Origin of the sequence: Mucilaginibacter kameinonensis, assembly GCF_003675385.1 — a bacterium.
In the GTDB taxonomy this organism is placed as follows: domain Bacteria; phylum Bacteroidota; class Bacteroidia; order Sphingobacteriales; family Sphingobacteriaceae; genus Mucilaginibacter; species Mucilaginibacter kameinonensis.
In genome coordinates, this window is the sequence record NZ_RCWZ01000002.1 from 1,389,750 (window position 1) to 1,411,671 (window position 21,922).

Genomic DNA, 21,922 nt, shown 5'->3' on the forward strand with positions numbered 1-21,922 from the left:
GTTCGATCACTTAACAAGTATAAAGCCCCTGTTAGGTGAATCAAAAAGAAATAAAAAGATTACTCAATAAGTTTAAAGCCGGTAAATGTACCGACGAGGAATTGCAGCTTTTACAACAAATGATGCATGAACTTGATACGGACACCAACACCGGTAACAATATTAAAAACCTGAAGCAGCCGCTTTGGGAACGTATAGAAAAACAAACCATAGCTAAGGGCAAGGTCCGTAGGTTAAATACTACATGGTTAAAAGTTGCAGCGGCTGTTTTAGTGGCCGTGTGTGCAGGCCTATTCTATTCAAAAATAGCTACCCATAAAAATGAGCAGATTGCCTACCAGGTAATCACTGCGCCAAAAGGCAGCATGAAACAGATCATGTTGCCCGATAGCACAACTGTTCAGTTAAACGCGGGTACATCCATAAAATTCCCTGTTAGTTTCAGTGATTCAAAAAGAGAAGTAACGCTTATTAACGGCGAGGCATTTTTTGATGTAAAGCACGATGTGAAGCGGCCATTCATGGTGCATACGGCTAAGGTTACTACACAGGTATTAGGTACATCATTCAATATCAAATTTTATAAAGAGCTGCCCGATCTGCAGGTTTACGTGAATACTGGTAAGGTAGAGGTGCATGATCAGCGCCATACCTTAGGCTTTTATACGCCGCGCCAGCAGGTAACCTATAATAAGCAGCATGAAAGCTTTACTCGCCAGGAGCTAACGGCCGATCATTCTCTGAGCTGGATGCATGATGAGCTGATACTTGACAATACATCATTTAAGGAGATTACGGTTTACCTGCAAAACCGCTATAGCGTAAACTTTAAATACAACGAAAAACGGTTGGCGCAACAGCACTACTCGGTTAGGTTTTCAAATAAGCTGAATATCAGGCAGGTATTGGATATACTTCAGTTTATTGACGGCCGAAAGTATAAGTTAAACGGAGATACAGTAAATATTAAATAACAATATAAAAGGAAAACCAATGCCTGCTCCAACAGGCACTGGCTCAATTAAGTGTAGCTGCCAAAACTAAAAGCCAACAGGCAGTTACTAATCACTTTAAAAACAAATGTATGGAAAAATCTTTAACCCGGATTTCAAGAAGATTAATCTCAGCAATTTTATTGCTGGTAACAACCCTGACGGCATTATTGCCCGTTCACGCCCTCGCCGAGCGTAGCGTGTCGCTGATGGATCAGCCGGTAACCGTAAAGTTTGCCGATGAAACCATGGATGCATCGCTCGAGAAACTCAAAAAAGCGGTAAATACCGTTGCATTTAACTACAAGATGGATGATGTGGCCGCGGTAAAAGTAAAGGCAAATTCATTTGTTAACAAGCCATTAAAAGATGTACTTAACGCATTAACTGCCAACACGCAATTGGAGTACCGCGAAAAGTACGGCACTATCATCATCTCGCATAAAAAGGTGGTGCGTGCGCCCGAAAAAATTACAGTAACCGGTTCAGTGACCGATAAGGATGGCCCGCTTGCCGGTGTAGCTGTACGCAGCAAAACTTCAACTGCAGCTACCTCAACCGACGTTAATGGTAATTTTAAAATTATCGTTGAAAAAGGCGAAGTATTGGTATTCAGCTTTATCGGCTACAAAAGTCGCGAAGTAGTCGCCGGTCTGTCTCCGCTTAACATTACTTTGGATGCTGATGTTACCGGTCTTAACGCTGTAGTAGTAGTAGGTTACGGTACGCAGAAAAATACCGACGTAACCGGCTCTGTAGGTTCATTGAAAGTAACCAATGTTAAAGATCGTTCAGTAGGTTCGGTTACCGAAATGCTGCAGGGACAAATTGCTGGTGTTACAGTTTTGAACGAAGGTGGCGACCCAACTTCGGGCCCGAGTATCAGGTTACGTGGTCAAAGCTCTTTCAATAATGAAGGCCCGCTGATGGTTGTTGATGGTACTATTTACAATGGCGGCCCTATCGATCCATCGGATATTGAATCTATCGACGTGTTGAAAGATTCATATGCTGCCATCTACGGTGCTAAAGCTGCTGGTGGTGTAATTTTGATCACTACTAAACGTGGTAAACAAGGTAAAACTAACCTTGACATTACTGCTAAAGGCGGCGTACAAAACGCTTTGAAAATATTACAGGCTTTAAATGCAGCTGATTATGCAGATGCGATAAACACTGCTTATGATAATGCGGGCAAAACCCGTTTACCTGCATTTGATGGTACTGTAAACCCAGACTCTCGTGTAACACGCACCAACTGGACAGACGCTTTGTTCAAGACAGGTTATATCCAGGATTATAACATGAACATCAGCGGCGGTACAGAAAAATCTAACTTTTATGTATCTGGCGGTTATCGTAAAAACGATGCTATCCTGTTAAATACCAACGCTATCCGTTATAACTTTCGCGTAAACTCTGATCACCAGATCAATAACTGGTTGAAGATTGGCGAGAGCATGTCATACTCTTACAACAATGGTCAGGGTGCTAACACAACCAGCGCCTATACCGGTGCAATCTTATCAGCTATATTCTATCCGCCAAATGCTTCTATCTACAATGCCGATGGTAGCTTTGGTGGTGTGCCTGCCCAGTACGCAGGTTCTTATGGCGACGTTATTAACCCGGTTGCCTATTTAAAACGCTTGGATAACAGCGATGCGGTAAACAGCTTCAATATCAATCCTTATGTTGAAATAAACCTGATCAAAGGTTTGAAATTTCGCTCGAACCTTGGCATAACCAAAAATCTGGAGACCATCAAAAACTTTAGCACAAGGGTTTTGGAGCCAGGCAAGAAATTCTTTGATAACTTCCTGTTCCAGGAGCAATATAATTCCCGCACTATCCTTGCCGAGCAAACTTTAAACTACGACAGGACTTTTGGTAACCATCACATAAGTGCTTTGACAGGTTATACCTACCAGAATGATACCCAGGAGTTTTTTAGCGTAAATACTGATAATTACCTGAGCGAAGATCCTGCTTATCGTTACATCATCAACGGTAGCCTTAACCCAACAGGTGTTCCGTTGCAGGGTAATAAAAACGAATCTGCTTTGATCTCATACCTGGGTAGGATTGGTTACGATTACGCCGGTAAATACTTCATTAACGGTATCATCCGTCGTGATGCTACTTCATTATTGACAAGCAAAAACCGAACTGAGGTTTATCCGGGTGTATCTGCAGGCTGGTTAATCAGCAAGGAATCATTTTTTCCTACAGATGCATTGGTATCATTTGCTAAGTTAAGGGCAAGTTACGGTCAGTCTGGTAACCTTGCAGGTTTGCCAAGCTTCCCAACTTCGGTTTCTTTAACTAAAACTGCCGGTTATTTAGGTAGCCCGGCTGCCGCCATCACAGGTTCGGCTGTTGATGGTTTGGCTAACCTTGACCTTAAATGGGAAAAAGCAACTCAAACAGATATCGGTCTTGACTTAGGTTTGATGAACGGTAAGATCAACGTTACTGCTGATGTGTTCCAGAAAAGAAATACCCGTTTCCTGTTCCAGCCGCCGGTTGCTGCGGTTTACGGTGTGTCAAACCCTCCGTTTGTTAACGGTGGTCAGATCACAAACAGGGGTATTGAGTTAGCGGTTAAATACCAGGGTGCTGTTGGCGAATTCCGCTATAACCTGGCAGCTAACGGATCATATATCAAAAACAAAATTGATAACATACTTCCAGGTCAGCAAACTATCCTTTCTGGCCCAACAGTAAGGGATAACCTGGTGCCGGTTTGGTTGCAGCAAGGCTACTCATTGTATTCTTTCTTCGGTTTAAAAACAGCAGGCTTGTTTCAGTCGCAGGATGAGGTAAATAACTATAAAGATGCCTCAGGTAACCTGATCCAGCCAAACGCTAAAGCAGGCGATATCAAATTCCAGGACCTTAACCACGATGGTAAAATTACCGAGGCTGATAAAACTTACCTGGGTACGCCATTTCCTAAATTCAGCTACGGTTTTACCGCAAACTTTAGCTACGGTCCGTTTGATATGAGCGTGTTTTTACAAGGTATTGCAGGTAATAAGCTTTTCAACGCTGTTAAGTACACCGGGTTAAACGCATCTATCCAAAACTATAACCTGCTGGCCGATGCTAAAAACGCATGGAGCCCAACTCATACCAATACCAATATCCCACGCTTATCTGCAAGTGATGCAAATGGCAACTTTGGTAACGTGTCTGATTTTTATGTTGAGAATGGCTCATACATGCGCATCAAAAACGTAACCCTCGGTTATACACTGCCAAAAGCGCTAATGACTAAAATTGGCGTACGTAGTGCCCGCGTTTTTGCCAACGCGCAAAACCTGGCCACATTTACTAAATACACAGGTCTTGACCCGGAAGTTGGTATCAATCAGAACGGCGTTGATTTAGGCTTGTATCCACAGGCAAGGATTATTTTAATAGGTGTTAACGTAGGCTTATAAAAAATCAGGAACCACAATTAAGAAGATACAGAGATGAAATTCAAAAATATAATTAGCAAAGGCTTAATGGGTGTAATGGTTATTGCACTGGCCCAAAGCTGTAAAAAAGGCACTTTAGATAATATTAAACCAACTGGTACGCCAACGAGTACTAACTTCTGGAAAACTGCTGCTGATGCCCAGGCGGCAGCCAATGGTTTATACGAAAAACAAAGTAACAGTGAAGACCTTTATGGTCGCGGTTTCTTTTGGTTTATTAATGCCAGCGATGATATGGTTGTAGGCCGTACATCTGCCGACAGGGAAAATATCAAAAACTTTATCTGTACAGGTAATGAAAGCAGTATCTACGCGCCATGGCAGCTACACTTTGTGGTGATGAAACGTGCCAATGACGTAATCAATAATGTGCCGAACATTAACATGGATGCAGCTACCAAAAACTTTATTTTGGGCCAGGCTTACTTTGTTCATGCGGTAATGCATCTTGAAATTGCGGATTTATATGGTTCGGGCAAGCAAGGGGCGCCTTTGCAAAACCGCACTAATGCTTTGGCTTTCCCAGCCCAGTTAGCTTCAGTAAAAGATAACTACGCTTATATCGAGGCCGATTTGAAAAAAGCAGCTTCTTTATTGCCTTATTTCGATAAATTGGGTACCGCCGATTACGGTCGCGCGCATAAAACTGCTGCCTATGCTTACCTGGCTAAAACCTATCTGCATGCAAAAGATTATGCCAATGCTGAAAAATATGCGGATTCAGTTATCCTGAGTGGTAAACATGCACTGTTAAACAATTATGCCGATGTATTCAAGATTGCTAATAACTATAGCTCTGAGTATATCTGGTCGGTAGCAAGTAACCTGAATGGTCAAAGCATTTTGCCAGGGGCTATGTTGGAAAATAAAGGCTGGGGTTTATATAATGGCTTCGGTTATTACCAGCCAACAAAAGAATTGGTTGATGAGTTTGAGGCAGGTGATAAAAGGCTTCCGGCTACTATTCTGCAAAAAGGCGATAGCTTCCAGTATTTTGGTCAAACTTATACTTACCCAATCGGTGGTAAAAGCAACAGCTTAACCGGTTACCAGTTCAATAAATATATGGAACCGTTTAGCTATGCTGGTGGCATCCATGTAAGCCCTAACGGCGATGAGCCATCTACAGACTTAAACGTACCGTTGTTGCGTTATGCTGAGATCTTATTGATCAAAGCCGAAGCGCAGATTATGCAGGGTAAAAACGGCGATGCCGCCCTTAACCTTGTACGTGTGCGTGCCGGTTTAAAGCCAATTACCAATGCTACCATGGTTAACCTGAAACATGAGCGTCGTGTTGAATTGGCAGGTGAGTGGAGTGATCGTAATTTCGACCTGGTACGTTGGGGCGATGCGCAGGCAATTTACGCAAAACCGTTACACGGTTCGGATGGCTCAGTTGTGTGGAAAGCTCGTAACTTTGATCCGGCAAGGGATAACGTTTGGCCAATTCCGCCAAAGGATATTCAGATAAGCCAGGGCCAGCTAAAACAGAATGCCGGCTGGTAATTGACATATTGAAACTTACAAAACCGGGCACTGCCCGGTTTTGCTATATCTATACCCAATGAAAAAAAGTACTACCCTAATTACGCTGGCGGCGCTGCTGGCAAATGCTGGCCTGACGGCCAACGCGCAGGTTAAAAACTACACCGTAGCCGACGCGCATTCCCATAACGATTACAAAAACAACATCCCTTTTTATCGGGCCTATGAAAAAGGTTTCGGTTCTATCGAGGCCGACTGTTATGCAGTTAACGGGCAACTGATGGTGGCACACGATAAAAAAGAGATCGATGCCAAGCGGTCGTTAAAGATCTTGTACATCGACCCGTTGATTGAAAAGCTAAAACGAGATCAGCAACGCCATGTAAGGCTGCTTATTGAAATTAAGGAAGATCATAAAGCAGTATTGCCGCTGGTGATTAAAGAGTTAAAGCCGCTTGAGCAGTATTTTGATTATGAAGGTCACCCGGGCAGATTATCGATAGTTATGACAGGTGCGGTACCGCCTCCAGCTGAGATGACCAATTACCCGGCCTGGATCTCTTTTGATGTAGACCATATGAATGGCTTTACACCTGAACAGTGGAAAAAGATCGGGCTGGTAAGTTTTCCGTTTGGTAAATATATTCATTGGAATGGCAAAGGTGTATTAAATAACGAAGAGATTGCGAGGATAAAAGCCGGGATTGATAGCGTACATAACTCCGGTAAAAAGGTCCGTTTTTGGGAAACTCCGGATACCAAAAGCAGCTGGCTGGCCCTTATCCGTTTAGGCGTGGATGTAATTGGTACCGATAAAATAGAGGAGCTTGGTGATTTCCTGAACAAAAAGCCGACAAGTGAATACACAGCCCCACAAGCGTACACCATTTATAAACCAACTTATAAATCGGACGGCGCGGTTAAAAAAGTAAAAAATATCATTTTGTGTATTGGCGATGGTATGGGTTTAGCACAGATTTATTCAACCTATACGGCCAATCGTGGACAATTGAATATTTTTCAGATGCTGAATATCGGGTTTTCGGTAACTAATTCTGCCGATGCTTATATTACCGACTCTGCCGCCGGGGCAACTGCTTTCGCATCTGGTCAGAAAACTAACGATAGAGCCGTAGGTGTTGATCCGTCGGGGAAACCATTGAAATCATTGGCCGATTACAGCGCGGAAGCAGGTAAAAAGACTGCTGATATCGTAGCTTGCGAACTAACGGATGCGACTCCGGCAGCGTTCTATGCGCATGATTTGGAGCGGAGTCATTCTACAGCTATCGCTAATCAAATTACTTCATCGCCTATTGATATTTTCTTAGGCTCATCATATAAAGATTTTATCTGGCCGGTTAATGGTGAAAGTCCTGTTGATAAGATGAAGAAGAGGGGATATACGGTTATCCGTAACTTCAATGGATTTTTAAACAGTTCGGCCCCGAAAATTCTGGCATTGATGGATGATAGCGTAACCCGCCCAAAAATGGAGGGTAGAGGGAATTACCTTTCGCTGGCATTTAATAAAGTAACCCAAACATTTAAAAATGCTCCCAAAGGATTCTTTATGATGGTTGAAGGTTCACAGATTGACCATGGCGGTCATGCCAATAACCTGAAACAGGTGATCACCGAAAATGCGGACTTCGACCGCGTAGTTGGCGATGCCCTGAAATTTGCCGATGAAGACGGCGAAACCCTGGTAATTGTGACTGCCGATCATGAAACAGGCGGCTTAACCCTGCTTGACGGTAGTATCAATAACGGTTATGTATGGGGCGATTTCAGCACCAATGATCATACCGGCACCCCGGTTCCGGTATTTAGCTACGGCCCCCACTCACTTGATTTCAGGGGAGTTTACAGCAATACAGAGATCTTTAATAAGATTAAGGCTTTATTGCAATAGTGACACCATATCGGAAGCTTTAAGTATTGAATGATAATTTGAAACTATTCTAAAACCATGTCATTGCGAGGAGGGACGACGAGGCAATCGCATGCTATACAGGGCGGTTATGCTTCCGTGCGATTGCTACGCTACGCTCAATGACATGGTTTTAGATTTAACAGATAGGGATTGATCAGCCGATAATCTGCACCCATCCGGAGTAAACAGTGCCATTCTTCAGATCTATCTTGTAATAATAAGTCCCCGGAGGTAGCCTGTTCCCATTATATGTTCCGTCCCAGGGTTTTGTATAGCCTTTGGCATTGTAAACAATTGTTCCATATCGGTTAAAAACCTGTGTAATGGCGTTATCGTAAGCGCCAAGGGCGTCTATTTGCCAGGTGTCGTTTATGCCATCGCCATTAGGCGTAAAAGTGTTGGGGATGGTGAATTTATCAATAACCTTTACCTCAACAGCCGCTTTAGACTCCAGGTTGCAGGATCCGGGTTGCAAAACATGCAAAATATAGGTGATGCTGCTGGTCGGAAATACAAAGGGTTCTAATGAGGTGGTATTGCTGATGTTTTCATTAGGCGTCCAATAATAAGAAACATTCTCTCCGCTTACCTGGGCATGAAGCTGAATCCTGTCGCCTTTGATAACTTCACGTGTGGCGGTGGCAAAAGCTCCGGGCCCCTGGTTTACAGTTAAGGTTACGGCACTTTTGGCTTTGCAGTTATTATTGGTTACTTCAACCGTATAAGTAGTAGTTTCATCGGGCGAGGCCAGTGGATCGGCAATGTTTGGGTTTGACAGGCCGGTTGCGGGATACCATTTATAGGATGTTCCGCCGCTTGCATGAAGCTGGATCTTTTCGCCTTTACAAATCGCCTTATTATCACCTGCGCTTGCAATTACAGGTGAGTTGATGTTTACCGTAACCGCGGGCGCAACGCTTGAGCACCCGTTTTTAAATACCGTAACATGGTATTGCCCGCTCATGGCTGCGGTTGCACCGTTGATCACTGGATTTTGTTGCACCGACGTAAAGCCGTTCGGCCCCGTCCAGCTATAACTATCACCCGTGGATGCTGTAAGATAAATGTTTTCGCCAGGGCAAACCGGCGAGCTCGCAGTCGCAGTAACTGGTTCCGGATTGATAATAGTTAACGATATAGCCGAAGAAATTAACCTGCATTGCGCCGAATTGATGTTGCCTTGCTGAGCAACCAATGCCCGGTACTGATAATTGCCGGTGGCAGTGGGTTGATGAAGCGTATAGGAGGCGGATAGGGCACCGGGAATATTTATCCATCCGTTTGGTGTACTTATTTGCCACTGATACACTGGATTGGTGTAAGGTAGGTCAGATGCAGCGCTAACGTTCAAAGTGTAAACCTTATCCGCGTCGGCGCATCCCTGTGCTGTTGTGGCTGTTTTATCGTTTCCGAAATAGGTAGCAAGTGCAGGGCCGTAGGGGCGTAGCGAAATATCATCCAGGGCCACATCATTGCCGTAGCCGCCGCTGGCGTTATTGGTCATTTTGATGGTTACATCGCCGCCGGTTGGTGGGGTATTAAAAGTAATGTTATATTCCAGCCAGCCTAAACCGTTATCTATTGGGCCGGTATGGTTGGTTTTTGTTTCGAGGGATGTAGTTACGGAAAAAGTAATATCCGGTTTGATACCGCCGGTTTGCATCAGGTTAAGCACATAAACGCTGAACCTGTAAGTTGTACCGGGGCACAAAGTTTTAACAGTTCTTTTATAAAACTCGTCAATAGTATTGGTAGCATCAACTATCATCATGTAGCCATTGGGCTGACCCGGCGTATGATTGCCTGTTTGCAGCCACGATTCGGGGTACATGCCGGTAGTAGAGTTGGCAATAGTATAACTGCCTTCACCCGGCTGTGATGGAATGTAGTTATAGGTAGTAGAAAAATTCCCGTCATTAATTTTCGGACCTATTTGAGCCGACCCGGCCCCAAAGTCCTCAATTAATACCGGTTCCCCCTCCTGCGCTTTAAGGCGCAGGGCGAACTGTGGCGATAGGCATACTATCGCCAATAAAGTGATAAATTTCATGTGTTTTTACGCATGTCAGCCAGACTCGCAACGTGCTCGCTTGTCTTGCTTAAAAGTTTAATCAATGCGGCCGGGGGACAGCCGGTATTGATTAAACCTTAGTTAATGTTGTGTTTTTTTGAAGTGTAGGTTGCAAAAGGAAAGCCATGCCACCAGGGATTTTCGCGGACCGGGCAAGGTTCAAAACGAGGGGGAGTAAAGTGTATAATTGAGGGGAAGGGAAACTTTACAAATGGTAAAAACGTAGGTTGTAAAATATACACTAAGTAGCTGTGCTATACTTTCTAAATGTACCCCCGCCGGAAAGCCGGGTTACAGGCTGTAAAATTCTGTTTACAAAAAATTAAAAATGTAATGGCTTGATTTTTGTAAACGAAATTGAGGTGGCGTTCGACGTAGTTGTTGCTTATTTTCTACTTAAAATCCCGGTTTGGGGATATAAATACACGGTAATTCTTGGTGCTTGTTAAAATGAACGCCATTCCTGTTAGCTCTTAGCTTAAGTATTAATTAAATGAATAATATGAACAGTAACGTTCATTACCCATTAAAATGGCTGAAATGAACAACGGTGATTTTGGAGGTTGAAGGAGCCTTGAAATGGAGCGTCCTAAGACTTTCGAAGTTTTTAAAACTTCGAAAGTCTGAATAGGGAATATGATTATTACTTTATAGAAAGATACAGTATAGCCGCAATAGAAGCACCTACCAACGGTGCTATAACGGGTATCCAGGCATAGGCCCAGTCACTGGTGCCTTTGCCTTTTATGGGGAGTATCATGTGCATAAAACGAGGCCCAAGGTCGCGGGCCGGGTTAATGGCGTAACCAGTGGTTCCACCTAACGACAAGCCTATCACCCATACCAGTAAAGCTACCGGGATTGCACCAATAGAACCCAGGCCAATTGGGGTTTTAGCAGGTGTGATTTCTGCGCCGGCAATGTAGAAGATGGTGAAAAGTAACACAAAAGCGCCAATTACTTCGCTGGCGATATTGGAAACATAATTACGTACGGCGGGGCCGGTGCAAAATACCGCCAGTATAGAGCCCGGATCATTGGTGCGTTTGAAGTGATCATAATACATGATCCAAACTAAAAAAGCACCCATACAGGCGCCTGCAAATTGGGCAATGATATAGGGTACAACGTTCGCCCAGGCAAACTTACCTGCAATAGCAAGTGCTATGGTTACAGCCGGGTTAAGGTGAGCGCCGCTATATGGCCCTGCAACTACTACTCCAACAAAAACCGCCAGACCCCAGGCTGTCGTGATCACTATCCATCCGCCGTTATTTCCTTTGGTGTCTTTTAAAACTACGTTGGCCACTACGCCATCGCCTAATAATATCATGAGCATGGTGCCTATCAGTTCGGCTATAAATGGTGACATGTTTAAAATATTTTAATCGTGGATATTAAATAGCAGATACAGGATGACCGGAATTAGACCAGCATTGGGCCGTGCTCACCGCGCGTTCCCAGCCGGCTATGCCGGTTTTTACTTCTTCCAGGTCATCACCCGGAGTAAATTCGGCCTCAACTGCCCATAGATGCTGAATTTCGGCTATATCTTTCCAGTAACCTACGGCCAAGCCGGCCATATAGGCTACGCCAAGCGCTGTGGTTTCGGTAACCTCTGGCCGGATCACTTTACAGTTTAATACGTCTGATTGAAATTGCATTAGCAGGTTATTGGCCGTAGCGCCACCATCAACCCTGAGCTCTTTAATTTCCATGCCTGCATCGGCTTCCATGGCTTTAAGTACATCCATGGTTTGATAAGCAATTGATGCCAATGCCGCCCTTGAAATATGTGCCGCAGTCGCTCCGCGGGTTAAGCCAACTATTGCTCCGCGAACTTCGGGGTCCCAGTAGGGCGCTCCCAGGCCTGCAAATGCGGGCACAAAGTAAACGCCGGCGGTATCTTTTACGGATGTAGCCAGTTTTTCAATATCGGCCGAGGTTTTAATGATGCCAAGACCATCGCGCAACCATTGAACAACCGCTCCGCCTATAAAAATACTGCCCTCAAAAGCATAAGTGATCTCGCCATTTATCTTCCATGCAATGGTGGTAAGCAGGTTGTTTTTTGATTTGATGAACTCCTGGCCAATATTCATCAGCATGAAACAACCCGTGCCGTAAGTGTTTTTCACCATGGCTTTATCAATACACATTTGCCCGAATAAGGCCGCATGCTGATCGCCGGCGATACCCGCGATAGGGATTCTTTGCGCGAATATATTGTTGGCAGTATGACCATATAGTTCGCTCGATTGCTTTACTTCGGGCAATACGCTTTTGGGGATATTAAATAATTGCAACAGCTCATCATCCCATTGCTGGGTACGGATGTTAAATAACATGGTGCGGCCCGCGTTAGTTACATCAGTAGCATGTATTTCGCTGCGGGTTAATTGCCATATCAGCCAGCTGTCAACCGTGCCAAAGGCCAGCTCGCCTGCTTCGGCCTGCGCTCTTGCACCTTCAACGTTATCCAAAATCCATTTTATTTTTGAACCCGAAAAGTAGGCGTCTATTACCAGGCCGGTTTTATCGCGGATCATATCGCTATGGCCGTTTTGTTTCAGCTTGTCACAAAAGTCGGCGGTGCGCCTGTCTTGCCAAACTATCGCGTTGTAAACAGGTTCGCCGGTTTTGCGGTTCCAAACTATGGTGGTTTCGCGCTGATTGGTGATGCCTATGGCTTTAATATTTCCGCCGCCTAATCCTGCTTTTGCTATTGCTTCTACGGCTACAGAGATCTGGCCCGCCCAAATCTCGTTAGGATCGTGCTCAACCCAGCCCGGTTTAGGAAAGTACTGTTTAAATTCTTTTTGTGCCGAAGTAATGATCTTGCCCGCGTGGTCAAAAATTATGGCCCGCGAACTGGTAGTGCCCTGGTCGAGCGCTAAAATATATTCCTGCATAATTTGGTTTGGTTTACCTTGGTTTATTAATTGAATATCACATTAAAATTGATATTTAATGCGGTGTTAGTATATAATTTTTTGCTGTTTCATTAAAGGCGTTTATTTGTGCCGTTTCCCATACCGCATCTTTTCCTAATTCGCCGGCAATTAGGCGGGCAACTTCAGCTGCCATCTTGATAGCCAGGCGGGCATTTAGAAATAAAACCCTCGTTCGGCGTGCCAGGATATCTTCAACAGTCCTTGCCATTTCATTCCGTACCGACCAGATCACTTCGCCCTTAGTATAACTACTATCCGGATGAACAGGGTTTTTCCAGTCAGCATTTTCGTTATACAAAGCCTGTATCTTCTCAATGTCGTTTCCGTAAACAAACATGGGGTTGCTACGATCGGGATTTGGCCTGCTGCCATGGATAGCTAATGATTCGGTTTTACAAGGCACATTTTTAAGGCTCCCGATTTCAATGGCTTGGTTAACAATATCCTCGGCCATTTTGCGGTAGGTTGTCCATTTGCCGCCGGTTATGGTAATTAATCCGGATTCGGAAACAATCAATTTATGGCTCCGCGAAATTTCTTTTGTTTTTGACGATCCGTCTTGTGGGGCGGCAAGCGGCCGTAAACCGGCAAATACACTTAAAACATCTGCACGGGTAGGGGTTTTGGTTAAGTATTTGCCTGCGGTCCTTAAAATAAACTCTACTTCCTCATCCAAGGCTACGGGCTCAAGGCTGTGTGAGTCGATAGGAGTATCCGTAGTGCCTATTAATAATTTCTCATGCCACGGAACCGCGAAAAGTACACGCCCGTCTTCTGTTTTCGGGATCATCAGGGCGTCTTCTGCCGGTAAAAATGACCGGTCGAGTACAAGGTGAACGCCCTGGCTTGGCCTAACCATTGGTTTCTTTTCGGGCGTATCCATTTTAAGTACATCGTCAACAAAAACGCCGGTGGCATTAATTACAGTTTTAGCTTTTAGCTCGTAATTGGTGTTGCTTTCGATATCGGTGGTTTTTACTCCCGCAATTTTGCCATCCGTGTCTTTGATCAATCCGCTTACTTTAAAGTAATTTAAGAGTGTAGCACCTTGCTCAATGGCAGTTTGCGCCAGGTTAATCGCTAAACGGGAGTCATCAAACTGTCCGTCATGATAAACAACGCCACCATGCAGGCCTTTTTCTTGTATGCCGGGTAAGCGTTTAATAGTTTCTTTTTTGGAGATATGTTTTGCCCGGCCAAAGCTCAGCTTGCCTGCAAGGATATCGTAAATACTGAGGCCTATGGTGTAAAAAACACCATCCCACCAACTGTAATTGGGGATAATAAAACTTTCGTTTTTTACAAGGTGCGGGGCGTTGTTTAATAGTAATCCCCGCTCGCGCAAAGCTTCGCGTACCAATCCAATATCCCCTTGTGCAAGGTAGCGTACCCCTCCATGAACCAGTTTCGTAGCCCGGCTCGAAGTACCCTTGGCAAAATCTGCCTGTTCCAATAATAAAGTAGAGAAACCACGCGATGCTGCATCCACCGCAGCACCAAGTCCTGTAGCGCCACCGCCTATGATAATCAGGTCCCAAATCTTTTCCGTATTGGTAAGGTGCCCGAGATTAGCTTCTCTTGTAAATGGATTCATTTTATTTCGATATTTATTCAAATATATAAAATCGAAATAAAATAAAACTAAATGAAATATAAAATAATTTTATTTGGTTACTTTTGATGTATTAGAGAAGCGATAGGCTCTTTTAAAATTTATAGTCAGTTTTTCTGTTTAATTTAGCTTTATGAGTAAAAATACCGATCGGCATAAGTTTATCCTGCAAAAAGTTGAGACAGATGGTTTTGTAAATGTGCAGGACTTGAGTGGCGAGTTAAATGTTTCGGAAGTTACAATCCGAAAGGACCTGAAACTTTTAGAAGATAAAAACCTGCTCTTCAGAACGCATGGCGGGGCAAGTAAGACGAATCCATACGCCAATGACAGGCCGGTAGCCGAAAAGGAAAAACTGAACGGCCCCGAGAAGAAGAGAATAGCTTTCGAGGCCGCCGCCCGTATCGACGCTAATGATTCGGTTATCATAGCATCGGGCACCACCATGCTTGCGTTGGCCCGTGCTATGCAGCCTAATAAACATCTTACTGTTGTTACAGCAGCCCTTCCGGTAGCGCTTGAGTTATTGCAACATCCCCAGGTTGATATTGTTCAATTGGGCGGACAAATGCGTAATACCTCATCATCTGTAACGGGCAACTATGCGGAGCTGATGCTGGATGATATGCTATGCGGCGTGCTGTTTTTAGGGGTAGATGGTATCGATCCGGAAATAGGGTTAACCACTACCAATTTATCCGAAGCAAGGCTCAATCAAAAAATGATCAACGCAGCCCAAACTACTATTGTACTGGCCGATAGTACAAAGTTCGGCAAACGGGGCCTGGCGAAGATCTGCGCGCTTGATCAAATCAATGAGATCATTACCGATAGTGGCATTAGCCCGGTAATGCTCAATATGCTGGAAGAAAAAGGGGTAAAGGTTACTGTTGTTTAGGAGATTAAGCGTTGTTTGATGACGATCGCACAATCAGTTGCGTATCCACTTTTTCGGTAGTAAACTCTTCAACCGGCCATTTACTTTCAATGGTTTTGATAAGCATTTCTGTTGCCATTTGTCCTATTTGGAAAGCGGGCTGACGGATCACTGTTAAAGGAGGATCAAACAGTTCAACAACATCCGAATTGGTGAAACCTGCAATGGCGATATCTCCCGGAACCTTAAATCCCCATTTTTTTAATATCGACATACTGCTGATGGTGAGCCTGTCGCTACCAATAAAAATTGCTTCGGGACGATCATCCAATGCCATTAACTCCTTAAGCACAAGCTCAACCTCATCCTGGATCATGCCACCGTGGTTACAATGTTTAATGTATTCGGGCCTGAGTTCGATGCCGTGCTTATCAAGTGCTGCTTTATAGCCGTCAAAACGCTCATGGCTAATGAGCAGGTTATTTGAATTGGTAAGATGGGCAATCTTAGTAAAACCCGAATTAATCAATGTTTCGGTGCCATTAAACGATCCCTGGAAATTATCGGCAACTACTTTGTGCGTATTCAGATCGGGAGCGGCCCTGTCAAAAAATACTATCGGAAATCCTTTGTCAAGCAGGTATTTGTATTGTGATGTATCTGTTGTTTGCGCCGCTAATGACACCAGCAAACCATCCACATGCCTCGATAGCAAGTGCTTTACATTGGCGCTTTCCCTGTCAAATGACTCGTGTGTTTGAGTGATGATAACGTGATAGCCCCGGTTATAAGCGATGGATTCGATGCCATTAATAGCCTGCGAAAAATAGTCATTGGCCACCTCGCATACTACTACACCTATAGAGTGGCTTTTTTGCTCCTTAAGGCTTAACGCGATAGGATTGGGACGATAGTTGATCTTTTCAGCATACTCCAGGACAAGTTTTTTGGTTTCGGTACCTATTTCATAGCTCCCGTTCAGTGCCCGTGATACGGTTGAGGTTGACACACCCAAAGCCTTGGCAATATCCTTAATAGTGACTGATTCAAACATAATTTAGTCCGCAAACCGGTTTTTAAATATCAGTAAAACATTTAATACTGACTAAGTTATTTTTTAAACGAAATGTTTGCCGGCGCTTTAAGTGTTAGAATTAATGAACGATATCAACAGATTGACAGGCCTTTGATTGATTATGTCCCGATTAATTAATTGTGATATTGATTTTTGAAGTTGATGTAAAATAATTGTTATAATTACTACATTGTACCTGATTTCAATTGTAAAACGTTTTATCCCCTGGTTAAGCTATGTCTCACGAACAAATTGTTCATGACGATCATAATACTGCTACGTGGCTTGCTTTTAAAGAAGGCAATTGGGATGCTTACACCCGCTTATATAACAATCATTTTAAGATCCTCAATAATTACGGATACAAATTTACACGGGATGTAAACGTAATTGAAGATGCCATACACGATCTTTTCATCAGGCTTTGGACAAACAGGGCAGGTTTGGGTAACCCGGTTTCGGTAAAAAACTATCTTTTCAAATCCCTGCGAAGCATTATTTTTCGCAAGCTGCAATCAAAATCGCGCTTTGTTGACCTGGACGACGAAGCTGAGCATAATTTTCCTTTCGAAATTTCATTCGATCAGCAGATCATTGCAGACGAAGAGGAGCTGGAGCTACAGAAAAAAATCAAGTTTCATATAAAAACATTGCCGCCGCGGCAGCAGGAAATCATATATCTCCGCTTTTATGAGGGTTTAGGCTATGATGAAATAGCCGATATCATGGAAATTAACGTGAGTTCGGCTTATAAATTGATCTATAAGGCCTTTGATAATCTTCAGGATGTGCTTAAAGTATCCAAATTGGCTATTGTTTTAGCGCTGTATTCGTGCTTTTGCGTAAATAATCGCTAAAAAATAAATTTTTTTTCAGTTTGTAGGGATAATTGGGATAGGGTGCTGTCTATAAGGGTAAAATAACAACCTTATATCCAATGCTAACCTCAAAATATATTAATTATACCCTTGCCGATTATTTAGAAGATGACGATTTTGTTCGTTCGGTCATCAATCCATCTGCAAATGATGGTTTATTATGGCAGGAAGTAGCTGTCCAATATCCCGGTCAGCGAAAAATAATTGCGGATGCATCAAAAGTCATCACCACTTACCGGAAGCAGGACGTTTTTGCCAATAGTAATAACCAGGAGAAAGTTTGGCTTCGGATAGCAACTACTCTACAAACCGAGCAGGCACGACCAAAGGTGTTTTCATTAAACAGGTACCTGCGTGTTGCCGCGATGTTACTGCTGGTATCGTCTATCGGTATCGCGCTGTGGCTGACTAAAGTCCGTCAGCAAGAAATAGACACCCCCTTTGGCGAATTGCGTACAGTTAACTTGCCCGATGGTTCAACCGTTGTGCTTAACGGAAACTCAAAATTAAGCTACAAAGACAATTGGGATAAAAATCCGCGTGAGGTTTGGATAAGCGGCGAGGGCTTGTTTAATGTGAAGCATATCAATAAAGACCCCCATTCAATAAAACCGGCCGAACGATTTATCGTGCACTGCTCAGATATGAATATCGAAGTGTTGGGCACAACCTTTAATGTACGGAGCCGCCACAATAAAACTGATGTAGGGCTGGTGCAAGGAAAGATTAGGCTTGATTATGTCGACGCGGTGTCTGCAAAGCAATCGCTGATTATGAAGCCGGGCGACTATGTGCGCCATGCTTATAAGAAAAACGTTACCCGCGTTTTTCTCCCGGCTCCGGAAAAAATTACCAAATGGACAAAGCACCAGCTTTTATTTAATGACGCTACCCTGGCGCAGATCAGCGAGATCATGACCGATGACTATGGTTATCATGTTAGTTTTTCAAGTCCTGAATTAACCACGCTCAAAATAGAAGGAGAGATAAATGTGCCGAATGTTGATGAGCTGATAGAAACCATCTCTACTACGCTTCCTGTAAAAATTATACGCACCGATAAAAATATCACTATTACTAAACAAAACTAAAACCCCTAAACAAACATTTTATGCGAAAACTCGACTCATCAAATTTTTTTAGATGTTGCTGTTTCCTGATGGTTTTGCTCGGCCAGTCGGTTTACGGTTTTGCCCAGATGGCATTAACCAGTAACAACCGTGTGCACGCCAAAAGCTTCGGTTATACAGCACCTCAGGCTGTTGAAAGCAAGGTTTTACTGAAAGACGCGCTCGATAACTTGAAAAAACAGTTTAATGTTCAGATAGCTTACCAGGAAGGTTTGCTTGATAACAAGTTTGTACCGGTAAATTTAACCACCAACATAAGCCAGTTAACACTTGATGATAATTTAAAACAATTGTTATCTGCTTTCCAGCTAACTTATCGTAAGATAAATGATAACCAGATTTCCATTTTTACAGTAAAGGATGTTAATGTGGCTGTTGCAGCGGTTACATTAACCGGTAAAGTTGTTGATGCTGGCGATGGGCAGCCGGTTATTGGCGCGTCGGTTTACTTAAAAATGGATAATAAAGTGGGTGCAACCACCGATTTGTCAGGTAATTTTAAGTTGATAATACCAGACAAGTATGCGGGTAAGCCTTTAACCCTTGTGGTAGCCTATGTAGGATATAACCAGGAAGAAGTGCCTGTAACCGACCCTGCATCGCCTTTACAAATTAAACTCGCGCAAAATAACAAAGCCCTTAATGAGGTTGTAGTTACCGCGCTTGGTATCAGCAAGCAGAAAAAATCATTAGGCTATTCTGTTACCGAGGTGAAGGGTGCCGAATTTACCCAGGCACGTGAAAATAACGTAGCCAACGCGCTTACCGGTAAAGTGGCTGGTGTTAATGCGGCTGGCTTATCAACCGGTCCCGGCGGATCAAGCCGCGTGGTGATCAGGGGTAATGGCGGCCTTGCAGGTGACAACCAGCCTTTGTATGTGGTAAACGGTATGCCGATTGATAACAGCGTGCCGGGTGGTGCTGCAACTGTTAACGGTATCACCAACAACGTTGACCGTGGCGATGGTATAGCAGCTATCAATCCTGATGATATTGAATCGATTAGCGTGCTTAAAGGTGGTACTGCTGCCGCGCTTTACGGTTCAAGGGCGGCAAATGGTGTTATTTTGATCACCACCAAAAAAGGTCGCATCCAAAAAGGCGTAGGGGTTGAGTTTAACTCTACAGCTACCTATGATAATGTTGCTGTGTTTCCTGATTATCAGTATGAATACGGACAGGGTGACGGTGGCGTAAAACCAACCACACTGGCAGCCGCACAAGCCAGCGGAAGACGCTCATGGGGAGCGAAAATTGATGGCTCAACCGACTATGTTGCTGTCGACGGGCTTGCACACCCTTATGTAGCGCAGAAAAACAACCTTAAAAACTTTTACCAAACAGGTAGCACTTATACCAATAGCCTCGCATTTGTAGGTGGCAATGAAGCATTCACCTATAGGTTTTCGGCTGCTGATTTGAACAGTAAAGGTATTTTGCCAGGTACCACCTATGATCGGAAAACCTTTAACCTTGCACTTAACGGAAAGCTAAGCAACAAGCTCTCAATTGAAGCCTTAGCCCAGTACAACGTTGAAACAGGCCATAACCGTACCGGCGCAGGCGACGCGTTGGGCAACCCTAACTGGACACCGCTTGAAGTGGCCAACACGGTCGATGTTCGCTGGCTTAAACCGGGGTATGATGCCATGGGTAACGAGATGGTATGGAATGATGCGTCTATTGCCTCAAATGGATATTTTGTGATCAATAAATATAAAGAGGACGATGTAAAGAACCGTTTTATAGGCCAGGGATCAATCATTTATTCGCCTATAAAAGACCTTACTTTTAAGGCAACTATCAGCCGCGACTTTTTTAACTACAACTACACCAACATACTGCCAACCGGTACCTTATATACTCCCAATGGTCAGTACGCCGGTATCAAATCGGATGTATCTGAAACAAACGAATTGGCTACAGTTAGTTACCGGACTAAGATTATCAGCGATTTAAACGTGGGTGTTTTGGGTGGTGTAAACAGCCGTAAAAACACAACAAACCAGTTAACGTTTAGCGGTTCGCAATTTACTATCCCTTATTTTTACAGTTTTACCAACCTTGCTGTTTCATCAACAACACCGTATAATGCCAAAATCGTAACCAACTCGGTTTTTGGCTCCGCCGATTTTGATTACAAGAGCCTGGTGTTCCTGTCGTTCACCGGCAGAAAAGATTGGTTTTCGACACTTAGTCCTAAAAGTAACAGCATTTTCTATCCAAGTATTGGCGGCAGCTTTATCCTGTCAGATGCTGTTAAACTTCCTGAGTTTTTTAACATGGCCAAACTGCGCGGTTCATGGGCGCAGGTAGGTGGCGGTGCTCCCGATCCATATGTTATCAACCTTACTTACAGCAACGTGCCAAGCGCCGGACAGCCGCTGCAAAACGTAACAAGCAATAACATCACCAACAGCAACCTTAAGCCTTACACTTCAACAACGTTTGAAGGTGGTTTTGAGTTGCAGATGCTCAAGAACCGTTTAGGTTTGGATGTTACCTTGTATGATCGTAAAACAACTAACGATATCGTAAACACGGCCATTTCTTCAACATCGGGCTATAATAATGTGATTCTGAACGTTGGCGAAGTAAGCAATAAGGGTATTGAGGTTTTATTGAATGGCACACCTGTAAAAACAGCCAATTTCACCTGGACTACAAGCTATAACGTGGCTTACAATGATAATAAAGTTGTTAAACTGGCACCAGGTCTTAACACCATTCAGTTGGCTACCTCGGTAGGTAACTGGGGTATTTTAGATAATATTGAAGGCAAACCATTTGGTATGCTGGTTGGTACCCGCATGCAAAAGGATGCTCAAGGCAATGTGGTATTTAATGCCACAACAGGCTTGCCGGTACAAACCCCGCTGCAGCAACTCGGTAAAAGTGTTGCCCCGCTTACTATGGGTTTAACAAACGAATTCAGGTATAAGCGCTTCTCATTAAACTTCCTGGTTGATGGTAAGTTTGGTAACAAGGTGTTTTCGGTAATGGAAGTTTACGCCACTCGTTTAGGGTTAATGAAATCTACATTGCCGGGCAGGGAAAATGGCCTGGTGTTGAATGGTGTTGATCAAACAGGTGCACCTTATACCCGTACGGTGCCGGTAAGCGGCTTAAGGTCATACTATGATAACTATAAAACATACTCCGACCTGTTTTTGCACGATGGCAGCTTTGTTAAGCTCCGCCAGGTTATCCTGTCGTACGCTCTTCCAACCAACCTTTTAAACAAAGTTAAAATCCAATCGGCCAGTATTTCATTCGTTGCCCGGAACCTTTGGACTATCTACAAAAAGACAGACAACTTCGATCCGGAACAAAGCTTTACAAACAGTAACGCGCAGGGATTCGAGTCTATCGGTTTGCCGCGTACACGCTCACTTGGTGTAAACCTGGCTGTTAAGTTTTAATA

General features: G+C 43.9%; 13 protein-coding genes. 8 read left to right on the top strand and 5 right to left on the bottom strand.

What is annotated here, in order from left to right:
* Positions 1 to 35 precede the first annotated feature (35 nt).
* The 4 genes from EAH55_RS12750 (at position 36) to EAH55_RS12765 (ending at position 7,880) form a co-directional block, all read left to right on the top strand.
* Complete coding sequence (locus EAH55_RS12750; RefSeq protein ID WP_121809928.1) at positions 36 to 974, top strand: FecR family protein; 939 nt, start codon at positions 36 to 38, stop codon at positions 972 to 974.
* Between the two features lie 110 nt (positions 975 to 1,084).
* Positions 1,085 to 4,438, top strand: a complete 3,354-nt coding sequence (locus EAH55_RS12755) for a SusC/RagA family TonB-linked outer membrane protein (protein ID WP_121809929.1) — start codon at positions 1,085 to 1,087, stop codon at positions 4,436 to 4,438.
* Between the two features lie 33 nt (positions 4,439 to 4,471).
* Positions 4,472 to 5,986, top strand: a complete 1,515-nt coding sequence (locus EAH55_RS12760) for a RagB/SusD family nutrient uptake outer membrane protein (RefSeq protein WP_121809930.1) — start codon at positions 4,472 to 4,474, stop codon at positions 5,984 to 5,986.
* Positions 5,987 to 6,044: 58 nt separating this feature from the next.
* On the top strand, positions 6,045 to 7,880 hold the full coding sequence (locus EAH55_RS12765; RefSeq protein ID WP_121809931.1) for an alkaline phosphatase: 1,836 nt from the start codon (positions 6,045 to 6,047) through the stop codon (positions 7,878 to 7,880).
* Between the two features lie 175 nt (positions 7,881 to 8,055).
* Here the strand turns inward: EAH55_RS12765 and EAH55_RS12770 are convergent, their stop codons facing one another.
* From EAH55_RS12770 to EAH55_RS12785, 4 genes are all read right to left on the bottom strand, one after another.
* Positions 8,056 to 9,951, bottom strand: a complete 1,896-nt coding sequence (locus EAH55_RS12770; protein ID WP_121809932.1) for a gliding motility-associated C-terminal domain-containing protein — start codon at positions 9,949 to 9,951, stop codon at positions 8,056 to 8,058.
* Positions 9,952 to 10,615: 664 nt separating this feature from the next.
* Positions 10,616 to 11,344, bottom strand: a complete 729-nt coding sequence (locus tag EAH55_RS12775; protein ID WP_121809933.1) for an MIP/aquaporin family protein — start codon at positions 11,342 to 11,344, stop codon at positions 10,616 to 10,618.
* A gap of 25 nt (positions 11,345 to 11,369) precedes the next feature.
* Positions 11,370 to 12,884 carry a glycerol kinase GlpK gene (gene glpK, locus EAH55_RS12780; protein WP_121809934.1) on the bottom strand — a complete coding sequence of 505 codons (1,515 nt, stop codon included), beginning with the start codon at positions 12,882 to 12,884 and terminating at the stop codon, positions 11,370 to 11,372.
* Positions 12,885 to 12,939: 55 nt separating this feature from the next.
* Positions 12,940 to 14,520, bottom strand: coding sequence for a glycerol-3-phosphate dehydrogenase/oxidase (locus tag EAH55_RS12785; RefSeq protein WP_121809935.1), 1,581 nt, complete (start codon positions 14,518 to 14,520; stop codon positions 12,940 to 12,942).
* Positions 14,521 to 14,671: 151 nt separating this feature from the next.
* On the opposite strand from EAH55_RS12785, the gene EAH55_RS12790 reads away from it, so the two are divergent.
* A complete protein-coding gene (locus EAH55_RS12790) occupies positions 14,672 to 15,436 on the top strand; it encodes a DeoR/GlpR family DNA-binding transcription regulator (protein WP_121809936.1) in 765 nt (254 codons plus the stop codon).
* Positions 15,437 to 15,440: 4 nt separating this feature from the next.
* Here EAH55_RS12790 and EAH55_RS12795 read toward each other — a convergent pair whose 3' ends face one another.
* Complete coding sequence (locus EAH55_RS12795; RefSeq protein ID WP_121809937.1) at positions 15,441 to 16,469, bottom strand: LacI family DNA-binding transcriptional regulator; 1,029 nt, start codon at positions 16,467 to 16,469, stop codon at positions 15,441 to 15,443.
* A 257-nt stretch (positions 16,470 to 16,726) separates the two neighbouring features.
* Between EAH55_RS12795 and EAH55_RS12800 the strand changes: the two genes are divergently transcribed.
* From EAH55_RS12800 to EAH55_RS12810, 3 genes are all read left to right on the top strand, one after another.
* Positions 16,727 to 17,347, top strand: coding sequence for an RNA polymerase sigma factor (locus tag EAH55_RS12800; protein WP_121809938.1), 621 nt, complete (start codon positions 16,727 to 16,729; stop codon positions 17,345 to 17,347).
* A gap of 80 nt (positions 17,348 to 17,427) precedes the next feature.
* A complete protein-coding gene (locus tag EAH55_RS12805; RefSeq protein ID WP_121809939.1) occupies positions 17,428 to 18,459 on the top strand; it encodes a FecR family protein in 1,032 nt (343 codons plus the stop codon).
* Between the two features lie 20 nt (positions 18,460 to 18,479).
* Positions 18,480 to 21,920 (top strand): SusC/RagA family TonB-linked outer membrane protein, encoded by a 3,441-nt coding sequence (locus EAH55_RS12810; RefSeq protein WP_121809940.1) that lies wholly within the window; start codon positions 18,480 to 18,482, stop codon positions 21,918 to 21,920.
* Positions 21,921 to 21,922: the final 2 nt, after the last annotated feature.